We start from the raw sequence: 12,666 nt of genomic DNA, 5'->3' as shown, positions 1-12,666 counted from the left end.
TCGTCCATGGTGGTCACGATTGTACCGAATCCGGCTGTGTGAGGGGCGGATGCCGGGGCTCCTACCAGCTCACCGGCAGGGCCTTGCCCTCTTCGTATCCGGCCGCGGACTGGAGACCCACGTGCGCGCGCTCATGGAACTCGGGCACCGACGAGGCGCCGGCGTAGGTGAAGGACGAGCGGACGCCTGAGGTGATCATGTCGAGCAGGTCCTCCACCCCGGGGCGCAACGGGTCGAGGTAGATCTTCGACGAGGAGATGCCTTCGGCGAACAGCTCCTTGCGGGCGCGCTCGTACGCGTCGAGGCGGCCGAAGCGCGCCTGCACCGCCTTCGTCGAGGCCATCCCCCACGATTCCTTGTAGAGGCGGCCGTCGGTGTCGCGCTGCAGTTCGCCCGGGGCCTCGATGGTGCCGGCGAACCACGACCCGATCATGACGGATGCCGCTCCCGCGGCGAGCGCCAGGGCCACGTCCCGCGGATAGCGCACTCCTCCGTCGGCCCAGACGTGGGCGCCGAGTTCGCGAGCAGCCTCTGCGGTCTCGAGGACCGCCGAGAACTGCGGGCGGCCGACCGCCGTCATCATGCGGGTCGTGCACATGGCCCCCGGGCCCACGCCGACCTTCAGGATCGATGCCCCCGCCTCGACCAGGTCGCGCACGCCCTCGGCCGTGACGATGTTGCCGGCGACGATCGGAAGCCCCAGGCCCAGAGCGGACACCTCGGACAGCGCACGCAGCATCCCTTCCTGATGGCCGTGGGCCGTGTCGAGGACGAGCACGTCGACGCCGGCACCTGCGAGGGCCTTAGCCTTCGACGCGACGTCGCCGTTGATGCCGATCGCCGCCGCGACGGCGAGGCGGCCGTCGGCGTCGAGAGCCGGACCGTACAGCGTGGAGCGCAGGGCGCTGCGTGCGCTGAGCGTTCCGACGAGATGGCCGTGGTGAACGACCGAGACCATCTCGACGCCCGCCTCGGTGATCACGTCGAAGGCGTGGCGCTCCGAACCGATGTCGTCCGCGTCCAGCGCCGGGGTGCCCGCGTGCACGAGGTCGCCGAGCTGCGCATCGAGCAGCGCAGTGGCGAGCCTGGTGGCCGGAAGGATGCCGAGGATCGCCGCGACGTCGTACGGGGCGTCGCCCGTCGCCACCACGATGCCGTGCCCTGCCGTCGCCGGAAGCAGCCGGAGAGCATCCGCCACGGACGCCGAAGGAGGCAGAACGATGGGCGTGTCCCACAGCACGGGTTGCGACTTCACGTCACGGATCGCCGCGTCGAGATCCTGCAGAGGCATGTCCTGAGGCAGCACGCCGAGCCCACCGCGACGGGCCAGCACGGCGGCGATCCGAGGACCGGTGACGGAGTTCATGTTGGAGGCCACCAGCGGCAGCGTCGCCGGCGTGCCGTCGTGCGGGGTCAGATCGACCTGCAGGCGGCTCGTGACACCCGATCGGCGTGGCACCAGGAAGACGTCCGAATAGGTCAGATCGACGGTGGGCTGCTTGCCTGCGAACTCCATGTCTCCACGGTAGCGAGATATGCCGCCGCGTGGCGCGCCGTCGCGACGAATCGGCGATGGAAACACGTTAGGCTTGATGGTCGAGAGTGTGCAGACCCGAGCGCATCCTGCGCCTGCGCGAGCACATGTGAGATTCAGCGATGAAAGAGGGCGATCGAGCGTGTCGAACCAGGTGACCGGCGGCGGGGGCGACGGGGGGTTCGGAGCCAATTCCTGGCTCGTGGAAGAGCTCTACGAGCAGTTCAAGACGAACCGCGACTCCGTCGACAAGGAGTGGTGGCCGGTTCTGGAGAAGTACGAGGCCGACACGGCCGGATCCTCCGCTCGTCAGGCCGCTCCCACCGAGACCGCTCACCCCGTGACCGCCCCGATCCCGGTCATCGGCGCCCAGCCCGTCGCCCGCACGACCGCCAAGCCGGCCGCATCCGCTCCGATCCCCGCCCAGGCTCCCAAGCCGGCGGTGAAGGAAGCCAGCTCCGTCGCCGCCCCCGTCGACGAGGACAAGGTCACCCCGCTGCGCGGCCTGCCCAAGACCCTCGCGGCGAACATGGACGAGTCGCTCACCGTTCCGACCGCGACCAGCGTTCGCACGGTGCCCGCGAAGCTGATGATCGACAACCGCATCGTCATCAACAACCACATGGCCCGGACCCGTGGCGGCAAGATCAGCTTCACGCACCTCATCGGCTGGGCGCTGATCCGCACTCTCGACGAGTTCCGCAGCCAGAATGTGTTCTACGCCGAAGTAGACGGCAAGCCGTCGGTCGTCGCCCCGGCGCACGTCAACCTCGGCATCGCGATCGATCTGCCGAAGCCCGACGGAACCCGCGCCCTCATGGTTCCCAGCATCAAGCGCGCCGACACCATGACGTTCAACGAGTACCTCATCGCCTACGAGGACCTCGTCACCCGTGCCCGCGGCAACAAGCTGACCGCGGCGGACTTCCAGGGCACGACGGTGTCGCTCACCAATCCAGGCGGCATCGGCACGGTGCACTCCGTTCCCCGTCTGATGAAGGGTCAGGGCTGCATCATCGGCGCCGGCGCGCTCGAGTACCCGGCCGAGTTCCAGGGCGCGAGCGAGAAGACGCTGAACGAGCTCGCGATCGGCAAGACGATCACGCTCACCAGCACCTACGACCACCGCGTGATCCAGGGTGCCGGATCGGGCGAGTTCCTGAAGAAGGTGCACGAGCTGCTCATCGGACAGCGCGGCTTCTACGAGGACATCTTCGCCGCTCTGCGCATCCCCTACGCTCCGATCCACTGGAACCCGGACATCGCGGTCGACCTCGCCGAGCGCGTCGACAAGCAGTCCCGGGTGCAGGAGCTCATCAACTCGTTCCGCGTGCGCGGGCACCTGATGGCCGACATCGACCCGCTCGAGTACGTGCAGCGCTCGCACCCCGACCTCGAGATCGAGAATCACGGCCTCACTTTCTGGGATCTCGATCGCGAGTTCGTCACCGGAGGCTTCGGCGGCAAGCGCATCGCGAAGCTCCGCGACATCCTCGGCGTGCTGCGCGACTCCTACTGCCGCACCCTCGGCATCGAGTACATGCACATCCAGGACCCCGAGCAGCGCCGGTGGTTCCAGGAGAAGGTCGAGGTCAAGTACCAGAAGCCCGGCCACGACGAGCAGCTGAGGGTCCTCCGCAAGCTCAACGAGGCCGAGGCGTTCGAGACCTTCCTGCAGACGAAGTTCGTCGGGCAGAAGCGCTTCTCGCTCGAGGGCGGAGAATCCCTCGTCCCGCTGCTCGACGAGATCCTCCAGGGCGCCGCGAACGCGGGCCTCGAGGGCGCCGCGATCGGCATGGCCCACCGCGGACGCCTGAACGTCCTCACCAACATCGCCGGCAAGACCTACGGCCAGGTGTTCCAGGAGTTCGAGGGTCACCAGACTCCGGGCAACCAGCGCGGTTCCGGTGACGTGAAGTACCACCTCGGCACCGAGGGCACCTTCGTCGCCGAGGACGGCGCCGAACTGCCCGTCTACCTCGCAGCGAACCCCTCGCACCTCGAGACCGTCGACGGCGTCCTCGAGGGCATCGTGCGTGCCAAGCAGGACCGCAAGCCGATCGGCACGTTCACCTGGTTGCCCATCCTCGTCCACGGCGATGCGGCCTTCGCGGGCCAAGGCGTCGTCGTCGAGACTCTGCAGATGTCGCAGTTGCGCGGCTACCGCACGGGCGGCACGATCCACGTGGTCGTGAACAACCAGGTCGGCTTCACCACCACGCCGAACGACGGTCGCACCTCGGTGTACTCCACCGACGTCGCCAAGACGATCCAGGCCCCCGTCTTCCACGTGAACGGCGACGACCCCGAAGCCGTCATCCATGTCGCTCAGCTGGCGTTCGAATACCGCGAGCGCTTCCATCGAGACGTCGTGATCGACCTGGTGTGCTATCGCCGCCGCGGTCACAACGAGGGCGACGACCCCTCGATGACCCAGCCGCTGATGACCGACCTGATCCAGGCGAAGCGCTCGGTGCGCAAGCTCTACACCGAGTCGCTCGTCGGCCGCGGCGACATCACCGAGGAGGAGTACGACCAGGCCAAGGCCGACTTCCAGAACCGCCTCGAGATCGCATTCGCCGAGACGCACGCGGCCGAGACGGGTGCGACTCCGATCGCTCCCGATCTGCTGCCGGTCGACGAGCAGGTGGGCGCCCCCGAGATCACCGGCGTTCCGAACGAGGTGATCCAGCTCATCGGCGACGCGTTCGTGAACAAGCCCGGGGGCTTCACTGTGCACCCGAAGATCCAGCAGCTGCTCGACAAGCGTCTCGACATGAGCCGCAACGGCGGGATCGACTGGGGTTTCGGCGAGCTCCTCGCCTTCGGCTCGCTGCTCGTCGAAGGCACCACCGTGCGTCTCGCCGGTCAGGACTCGCGCCGCGGCACCTTCGTGCAGCGCCACGCGACGCTGCACGACCGTGCGAACGGTCAGGAGTGGCTGCCGCTGTCGAACCTGTCGGATTCGCAGGGCCGCTTCTTCGTCTACGACTCGCTGCTCAGCGAGTACGCCGCGCTCGGCTTCGAGTACGGGTACTCGGTGGAGGCGCCTGAGGCGCTGGTGCTGTGGGAGGCGCAGTTCGGCGACTTCGTCAACGGCGCCCAGTCGGTCATCGACGAGTACATCTCGGCGGCCGAGCAGAAGTGGGGCCAGCAGTCCAGCGTGACGCTGCTGCTTCCCCACGGATACGAGGGCCAGGGACCCGACCACTCGTCGGCCCGCATCGAGCGCTTCCTGCAGCTGTGCGCGCAGGAGAACATGATCGTCGCACGTCCGTCCACTCCGGCATCGCACTTCCACCTGCTGCGTCGTCAGGCCTACGCCCGGCCCCGCAAGCCGCTGATCGTGTTCACGCCCAAGGCCATGCTGCGCCTGCGCGGTGCGACGAGCCCGGTGGAGGCGTTCACCCGCGGTCGATTCGAGCCGGTGCTCGACGACGACCGCGGTCTCGACCGCTCCGCCGTCAAGCGCGTGCTCGTGCACTCCGGCAAGGTGCACTGGGATCTGCGCGCGGAACTCGAGAAGAACCCGAACCCCGAGATCGCGCTGGTGCGCCTGGAGCAGCTGTATCCGACGCCGATCGACGAGCTGAAGGCCATCACCGACTCGTACCCGAACGCCGAGCTGGTGTGGGTTCAGGAGGAGCCCGAGAATCAGGGGGCCTGGCCGTTCCTCGCCCTCGCATTCGCCGATGTTCCCGGCGACCGCACCTTCCGCCCCGTCTCGCGGCCCGCGTCGGCCTCGCCCGCCACCGGCTCTTCGAAGGTGCACGCTGCACAGCAGGCGGCACTGCTGCGCGAAGCGCTCACCCTCGGCTGACCCGCACGTACACGAAAGGGCGCCTCGACCGGGAAGGTCGAGGCGCCCTTTCTTGCGCTCCAGGTCAGCGCACGGATGCCGTCAGCCGCTGAGAGAACCGCTCATCCGTGCTCAGAGAAGCCGCCGCGCGCGCGAGCGCGGCCGCATCCGCTCCCCCGTCGCCGAGTGCGAGCAGAGCAGCACCGAGCACGGGCGGAGCGTCGACGATCTCCAGGTTCGCACGCGGCGCCCGCTCTGCGAGTCCGATTGCGATGCTCTCGAGCAGCAGCGGATCCCTGCCCCGTGCGACCCCGCCGCCGAACACGACGGGCACGTCCTGGTCCTGCAATCCCAGACGTGCGATGCAGGCCGCGACGTACGAGACGACCTCGTCGCCCTGTCGCTGCACGACACCGCGTGCCACCGCATCGCCTGCCAGCGCCGCGTCGAAGATGAGCGGGGCGAGCCGCGCGAAACCGTCGTCGCGCCGTCCCAGGTGCACATCTTCGATGAGCGCGCTGACGCTGGGAGCACCGACCGCGTCGAGAAGCATCGCGTGCAGACTCGTCGACGGGCCTCGGCCGTCTTCCGCCCGTGCGGAATGCCAGACGACGGCGTCGCCCAGTTCGCTCCCTCCGCCCCAGTCGCCGGAGAGCGGGCCGAGGGCGGGGAACCGCACGACGGCGCCGTCGCTGCGGACGCCGATCGCGTTCATGCCGGTGCCGCAGATGACGGCGACCGCGTCCGCCGCGTCGGTGCCCGCCCTGAGCAAGGCGTGCAGGTCGTTCTCGGCGACGTGCGGCCCTCGAGCCCAGGGCAGATGCTCGATCGCACTACGGAACGCGTCGATCTCATCGGGCAGGTCGAGGCCGGAGAGGTAGAGCCCGACATGCGCCAGGCGCCGAGTGTCGCGACCGTCGAGCACGAGGTCGACGAGCGCGTCGATGATGCGCACCGACTCGTCGAGTCCCTCGAGTTGCGGGCTCGAACCGTGCCCGCGCTCCCACGCGAGCACGGCGCCGTCGGTGTCAAGCAGTACGACGTCGGTCTTGGAGCCGCCGCCGTCGACTGCGAGGATCAGATCGGATTCGCAGGTCACGCCCACTCCAGGAATCGGGAGTTCGCCGTGAGCAGCAGATCGGTGAGCTTCTCGGCCCGCTCGTGCTGCAGCACGAGCGGATGGGCGCGCATGGCGCGCAGCACCCGGTCGCGCCCGCCGTGGAGCGCGGCGTCGAGGGCGAGGCGCTCGTACCCGGCGACCGCGCTGATGAGCCCGGTGATGTCGTCGGGCAGAGCCGCGACCGGCTCGGCCACGAAACGGCCGCCGACGTGTCGGGCGGGTACTTCGATCACGTGATCGTCTGGCAGGAAGGGCAGCACACCGTCGTTGCGCAGGTTCACCACGCGCGGCAGATCCGTCCCTCCGCGGATCGCGATGAGAAGCTCGATCGCCGCTTCGGAGTAGAACGCACCGCCGCGCCTCTCGAGGATCTCGGGCTTGGTGTCGACGGCGGCATCCGCATAGATCGCAAGCAGCTCGTGCTCGATCGCCCGCACCTCCTGCGCCCGCGTGGCCGCGTGCTTCTGATCGTGCAGCACCTCGTCGTGCGCATAGTAGTAGCGCAGGTAGTACGAGGGGATCACGCCGAGCTGCGCCAGGAGCGCAGGAGCCAGCTCGACCTCGTCGGCGAGTTCGCCGAGGCGCGTCTCGAGAGCACGGGGCAGCGTGTCGACGCCGTCGACGAAGACACCACGCTCCCAGGTGAGGTGGTTCAGGCCCACGTGGGCGAGCGTCACGCGATCGGCCTCGACACCCGCCTCCGCCGCGAACCGGCGCTGGAACCCGATGGCGACGTTGCACAGCCCGACGGCACGGTGACCTGCCTGGAGGAGCGCGCGGGTGACGATGCCGACCGGATTCGTGAAGTCGACGATCCAGGCGTCCGGCTTGGCATGCGCTCGCACGACGTCGGCGATGCGCAGCACCACCGGAACCGTGCGCAGCGCCTTCGCGAGCCCGCCGGGGCCCGTCGTCTCCTGGCCGATGCAGTCGACGTCGTGCGGCCAGCTCTCATCCTGCTCGCGGGCGTCCTGACCGCCGACGCGCAGCTGGACGAGCACCGCATCCGCATCGGAGACACCGGCGACGAGATCGCTCGTCGTCGTCAGGCGACCGGGGTGGCCGCCACGGGCGAACATGCGTCGTGCCATGCCGCCGACCAGATCGAGCCTCGTCTGATCGGTGTCGACGAGGACGAGCTCTTCGATCGGAAGCTCCTTCTGAAGCCGGATGAAGCCGTCGATCAGCTCCGGGGTGTAGGTCGATCCACCGCCGACGATGGCGAGTTTCATCTGCTCTCCTTGTGCTCTCTGTGTTCGTGACCGGTGGTCACTGCGTGGGGATTCGGTCTTCGAGGCGGGTGCGGATCTGCTCGACGACGCGACTGCGCGCGCCGGCGAGCACGGCGCTGTCGCCGGTGCTGCTGAGGCGGACCTCCGGCATCGGGCGCTCGTCGCTGCGCGTGCGCGCCGCGACGAGTTCCGCCAGACGCCCGCCGCCTGCCAGCGAGGTGGGACCGCCCAGCACGACCAGCTGGGGGTCGAGCACCGCGAGCACGGGCTCGATCGTCACGGAGATCCGCTCGGCGATCGTTCGCAGTGCGCCGTCGTCGTCGGCGAGCGCGGCCAACCCCGCCGGATACCGGGGAGCACCCGCCAGCTCCGACACGAACGCGGAGCCGAGCAGGGACGTCGTCACCGCCCCCGGTTCACCAGGGCCTGCCGAGACGGTCAGATAGCCGATCTCGCCCGCTCCGCCATGGGCTCCGCGGTGGATGACGCCGTCGAGATCGATGCCGATACCGAGACCCACGCCGATCCACAGGAGTGCGAAGCTGCCGGCCTCCTGGGCGACGCCGAACGAACGCTCAGCCATCGTCGCGAGATTGACGTCGTTCTCGAGCATCGCAGAGACGCCGAGTCCGGTCTCGATCCGAGCTCGGGAACCGGAAGAGGGCCAGCCGGGCAGCGAGTCCGTGAGCGAGAGCGTGTCGGCGTCGCCGCTGACGGCGGCCTGGAGTCCGACGACGACCGTCTCGACGGTGCGACGGTCCACGCGCGACGCGGTGCAGGCGGCCTGGATCGCGCGTCCGACGTCTCGTTCGGGCGAACGATGCTCGCCGTGCGTGGGCACTTCCACGGTCGGATGCTCGGCACCGAGCGCATCGACGAGGACCGCTTGGATGCCGTCGTCGAGCATGTTCACGGCGACTCCGGTGACCTGGTCGTCGCGAACGCCCCAGCTCACCGCGCTGGGACCGCGGCTGCCGGCGACCTCGCCGACGGGGTGGAGCAGTTCGGCGCGCTCGAGCCGTGCGATCATCTGGGTCGCGGTCGGCTTCGACATCCCCGACAGCTCGCCGAGGCGGCTGCGGGTGAGAGCGCCGTGCTCGAGGAACAGCCGCAGCGCCTCGCGGTCGTTGCGCAGGCGCAGCCACGACGATGTCCCGGGGTCGATCTGCGACATGGTTGCTCCTTTCGCTGCTGGTGGGTGTACTGCGAGTCGCTCGAGCGGCGCGCCCTCGGGAGGAAGGCGGGGCGTCGGCACGATTCGAATCAGTGCGGTGTCAGAGGCCGCCGAGTTCGGCGCGGACCTCGTCGCGCAGACGTCCGAGATTCTCGGGTTCGGGTGCAGCGGCGAGAAGGGTCCTCGTGTAGTCGTGCTGAGGGTTCAGGATGACCTCGTCCGCGGGGCCCCGCTCGACGACGTCGCCTTTGTAGAGCACCATGATCTCGTCGCTGAAGTGGCGGGCGGTCGCAAGATCATGGGTGATGTACAGGACGCCGAGGTTCTCTTCCCGCTGAAGATCGGCGAGCAGATTCAGCACTCCGAGCCGGATCGACACGTCCAGCATCGACACGGGCTCGTCGGCCACGATGAATCGCGCCCCCGGGGCGAGCGCCCTCGCGATCGCCACCCTCTGCCGCTGCCCGCCCGACAGCTCGTGCGGTCGTCGATCCGCGAACGACTCGGCCGGGGAGAGGCGCACCCGCTCGAGGAGTTCGAGAGCCCGCTCGCGGACCTGAGCTCCCGTCAGCCGCGGATGGTGGATGCGGATCGGACGCTCCAGATGGTGAACGATCGTGTGGAACGGGTTGAGGGACGCGAACGGATCCTGGAACACCATCTGCACCTCGGATCGATACGCGGCCAGCTCTCGCCCTCGTCTGCCCGTCGCCTTCCCGTCCAGCAGGATCTGCCCCGATGTCGGCGTCTCCAGCTTCATCAGCATCCGCGCGATCGTCGACTTCCCCGAGCCCGACTCCCCCACCAGCGCGACCGTCTTCCCCGACGCCACAGTGAACGACACGTCCTTGACCGCGTGCAGCGCTGTGGTGCGGAAGCCGGAGCGCAGATGGAAGTCCTTGACGAGGTTCCGCGCCTCCAAGGCCGGTGATGTCCCTGCTGCCGTCTTCATGCTCATCGAACGCCCTCCTGGCTCGCACCCGTACGCACGAAGTCGCCCCGCGCACCTGTCAGGGACGGGAAGCTCGAGAGCAACCGCTTCGTGTACTCGTGCTGCGGAGACCGGTAGATCTCCTCCGCCGTGCCCTCCTCGACGATCTGCCCCTGCAGCATCACCGCGATCCGGTCGCTGATCTCGATCAGCATCGGCAGATCGTGCGTGATGAAGATCACCGCGAATCCCAGCCGCTCCCGCAGCCGCATGATCTCTCGGATGATTCCACGCTGCACCACGACATCCAGCGCGGTCGTCGGCTCGTCCATGATCATCACCTGCGGATCCAACGCCAACGCCATCGCGATCATCATGCGCTGCCGCATGCCACCGGAGAGTTCATGGGGAAACGACGACAATCGAGCAGGGTCGACCCCGACGAGCGTGAGCAGCTCCTCCGCTCTCGCCTGCTTGTCCCGCCGCGACATCCCCCGACGATGCGTGTCGAAGATGTCGAAGATCTGCGCCCGCACGTCGATCACGGGGTTCAACGAGTTCATCGCCCCCTGGAACACCATCGAGATCTTGTCCCACCGGAACGCCCGCAGACCCTCTCCGTCGAGACCCACGACGTCGATGTCGGTCCCTGAGCGGTCGTGGAAGGTGATCGACCCGCTCGTCATGAGCGCCGGCGCCTTGAGAAGGCGGTTCATGCCATAGGCGAGCGTCGTCTTCCCGCACCCGGACTCTCCTGCGAGTCCGAGGATCTCACCGCGATTCAACGTCAGCGAGACGTCTCGCACGGCCTGCACAGGCGGATCCACCTCGTATTCGATCGATACATTCCGCGCCGTCAGAACGGCCTCGGGAACGCTCATGCGATGGCCTCCTCTCCGCCGATGCCTCGCCCGGAGCGACGGGCACGGCGCTGGCGGCGGGCCGCGGCGGGCGCCAGCCGGAGCTTCGGATTCACGATCTCGTCGATCGCGAAGTTGATGAGAGACAACCCCGTGCCGATCAGAGCGATGATCGCGCCCGGCGGCACGAACCACCACCACGCGCCGCTGCCGACGGCCTGGCCCGTCTGCGCATCGTTGAGCACGGTCCCCAGCGTGATCGATCCCGTCGGCCCCAGACCGAGATAGGAAAGACCGGCCTCCCCCAGCACCGCGAAGATGACGCCGAAGATGAGCTGGGCCGCCAGCAGCGGCACGAGATTGGGCAGGATCTCGACGAAGATCACCCGCATCGGCCGCTCCCCAGCGACCACGGAGGCGGCGACGTAGTCGCGTGTCCGCAACGAGCGGGCCGTGCCCCGAAGCACGACCGCCGACCCTGCCCATCCGGTGATCCCGAGCACGAGCGCGACGAGCAGCGAACTGCGAGCCAGCGCTCCGAGCCCTTCGGTGTGCTGCACGTAGGCCGCGATGACCATGACGAGCGGCAGACCGGGGATCACGAGCATGATGTTCGTCAGCAGCATCAGGATCTCGTCGAGAGCTCCTCCGAAGTACCCGGCGAGCACACCGAAGATCAGGGCCAGCAGCAGCGCGACGACACCGGCGACCGCGCCGACGAACAACGACCCCTGCGTGCCGACAGCGACCTGGGCGAGCACGTCGTAGCCGAGCTTCGTCGTGCCCAAAGGGTGCGCGAGGCTCGGCGGCAGCAGCGGGTCGAAGCCCGCGTCCCGCGGATCGAGCGTGAGCAGCGGGCCCACGAGACCGAACACCACGATCGCCGCGATCATGACGATGCCGGTGATCAGCTTGCCCGACAGAGGGGGAAGGGTCCGCCGGGCTCGTGACACCGCCAACGCTTGCGTGGTGTCGGCAGGCGCCGTGAGGAGATCAGCCATTGCGTCGCACTCTCGGGTCGATGAAGCCGTACAGGAGGTCGATGAGGAAGTTGGCGGCCAGCACCGTGAGCGTGATCACCAGGAACACACCCTGCATCAGGGCGTAGTCGAGTCCCTGCACCGCCTGGATCATCAGCTTGCCGATGCCCGGATAGCTGAAGACCTGCTCGGTGACGATGGAACCGGCCACGACGAAGCCCAGCGCGATTCCGAATCCTGCCAGGCTCGGAATCGACGCGTTGCGTGCCGCATAGGCGCTGCGGATGCGGGACGGCCTCAGCCCTTTCGCCTCGGCCGTGAGCACATAGTCCTCGGCCATGGTCTGCACCATCATGTTGCGCATCCCCAGGAGCCAGCCGCCGACCGAAGAGATGACGATCGTTGCGGCGGGCAGCAGAGCGTGCACGAACACGCTTCCGAAGAACGGCAGACTCCATTCCGGCCCCGACGGATACTCGAACACGTCGTAGGCGCCGATGATCGGCAGCATCCCGAGCTGCACCGAGAACACGGCCACCAGAACGAGCGCCAGCCAGAAGTACGGAACGGACTGCAGGAAGGTGGTGACCGGCACGAACTGGTCGACCCAGGTGCCGCGGAACCAGCCCACCCACGCCCCGCCGATGATGCCGAGGACGAACGAGATGATGGTGGCCGCTCCCACGAGCGTCACCGTCCAGGGCAGCGCCTGGCCGATGAGCTCGCCCACCGGGGTCGGGTATCGGGTCGAGGAGACGCCGAGATCACCGTGCAGCATCCGACCCCAGTAGGCGAGGTACTGCTCCCACAGACTCGATCCCTTGTCGCCTCCGAGCAGTGCGGTGACGGCGTCGACCGTCTCCTGCGACAGCTGACGTCCGCCGCGGCGGAGCTTTCCCAACATGATCGCGACGGGGTCACCCGGCAGGATGCGGGGCAGGAGGAAGTTGAGGGAGATGGCTGCCCAGAGCGTCACGAGATAGAACACGATGCGGCGGATCCAGAACTTCATGCCATCCTCCTCTCCAGGGATCGA

Annotated in this window: 9 protein-coding genes; 1 reads left to right on the top strand and 8 read right to left on the bottom strand. The window is 68.2% G+C overall.

All coding sequences use genetic code 11. From position 1 onward, the window contains the following. Positions 1–61 precede the first annotated feature (61 nt). Positions 62–1,516, bottom strand: coding sequence for a GuaB1 family IMP dehydrogenase-related protein (locus tag QFZ53_RS10180; protein ID WP_307295967.1), 1,455 nt, complete (start codon positions 1,514–1,516; stop codon positions 62–64). 160 nt (positions 1,517–1,676) lie between these two features. On the opposite strand from QFZ53_RS10180, the gene QFZ53_RS10175 reads away from it, so the two are divergent. Continuing rightward, the gene (locus tag QFZ53_RS10175; protein ID WP_292905310.1) at positions 1,677–5,354 is read left to right on the top strand and encodes a multifunctional oxoglutarate decarboxylase/oxoglutarate dehydrogenase thiamine pyrophosphate-binding subunit/dihydrolipoyllysine-residue succinyltransferase subunit; all 3,678 of its coding nucleotides are present in this window, start codon (positions 1,677–1,679) and stop codon (positions 5,352–5,354) included. Between the two features lie 64 nt (positions 5,355–5,418). Here QFZ53_RS10175 and QFZ53_RS10170 read toward each other — a convergent pair whose 3' ends face one another. From QFZ53_RS10170 to QFZ53_RS10140, 7 genes are all read right to left on the bottom strand, one after another. Then, entirely contained in the window at positions 5,419–6,432 is a 1,014-nt protein-coding gene (locus tag QFZ53_RS10170) for an N-acetylglucosamine kinase (RefSeq protein WP_307295963.1), read from the bottom strand. Beyond that, complete coding sequence (locus QFZ53_RS10165; RefSeq protein ID WP_307295961.1) at positions 6,429–7,685, bottom strand: family 4 glycosyl hydrolase; 1,257 nt, start codon at positions 7,683–7,685, stop codon at positions 6,429–6,431. Before QFZ53_RS10165 ends, QFZ53_RS10170 begins: the two co-directional genes overlap by 4 nt. A 37-nt stretch (positions 7,686–7,722) precedes the next feature. After that, a complete protein-coding gene (locus QFZ53_RS10160; protein ID WP_307295959.1) occupies positions 7,723–8,859 on the bottom strand; it encodes an ROK family transcriptional regulator in 1,137 nt (378 codons plus the stop codon). A 100-nt stretch (positions 8,860–8,959) separates the two neighbouring features. Continuing rightward, complete coding sequence (locus QFZ53_RS10155) at positions 8,960–9,817, bottom strand: ABC transporter ATP-binding protein (RefSeq protein WP_307295956.1); 858 nt, start codon at positions 9,815–9,817, stop codon at positions 8,960–8,962. Next, on the bottom strand, positions 9,814–10,671 hold the full coding sequence (locus QFZ53_RS10150) for an ABC transporter ATP-binding protein (RefSeq protein WP_307295954.1): 858 nt from the start codon (positions 10,669–10,671) through the stop codon (positions 9,814–9,816). Before QFZ53_RS10150 ends, QFZ53_RS10155 begins: the two co-directional genes overlap by 4 nt. Further along, the gene (locus tag QFZ53_RS10145) at positions 10,668–11,651 is read right to left on the bottom strand and encodes an ABC transporter permease (RefSeq protein WP_307295952.1); all 984 of its coding nucleotides are present in this window, start codon (positions 11,649–11,651) and stop codon (positions 10,668–10,670) included. The genes QFZ53_RS10150 and QFZ53_RS10145 overlap by 4 nt, the downstream gene beginning before the upstream one ends. Then, positions 11,644–12,642, bottom strand: coding sequence for an ABC transporter permease (locus QFZ53_RS10140; RefSeq protein WP_292905323.1), 999 nt, complete (start codon positions 12,640–12,642; stop codon positions 11,644–11,646). The genes QFZ53_RS10145 and QFZ53_RS10140 overlap by 8 nt, the downstream gene beginning before the upstream one ends. Positions 12,643–12,666 lie beyond the last annotated feature (24 nt).

Source organism: Microbacterium natoriense (assembly GCF_030816295.1).
Classification (GTDB): domain Bacteria; phylum Actinomycetota; class Actinomycetes; order Actinomycetales; family Microbacteriaceae; genus Microbacterium; species Microbacterium natoriense_A.
This window is presented reverse-complemented; position numbering and strand designations above follow the sequence as displayed.

Coding starts and splice junctions, on each gene's coding strand:
- QFZ53_RS10180 (WP_307295967.1), bottom strand. CDS start 1,516: ATGGAGTTCGCAGGCAAGCAGCCCACCGTCGATCTGACCTATTCGGAC.
- QFZ53_RS10165 (WP_307295961.1), bottom strand. CDS start 7,685: ATGAAACTCGCCATCGTCGGCGGTGGATCGACCTACACCCCGGAGCTG.
- QFZ53_RS10160 (WP_307295959.1), bottom strand. CDS start 8,859: ATGTCGCAGATCGACCCCGGGACATCGTCGTGGCTGCGCCTGCGCAAC.
- QFZ53_RS10155 (WP_307295956.1), bottom strand. CDS start 9,817: ATGAGCATGAAGACGGCAGCAGGGACATCACCGGCCTTGGAGGCGCGG.
- QFZ53_RS10150 (WP_307295954.1), bottom strand. CDS start 10,671: ATGAGCGTTCCCGAGGCCGTTCTGACGGCGCGGAATGTATCGATCGAA.
- QFZ53_RS10145 (WP_307295952.1), bottom strand. CDS start 11,651: ATGGCTGATCTCCTCACGGCGCCTGCCGACACCACGCAAGCGTTGGCG.
- QFZ53_RS10140 (WP_292905323.1), bottom strand. CDS start 12,642: ATGAAGTTCTGGATCCGCCGCATCGTGTTCTATCTCGTGACGCTCTGG.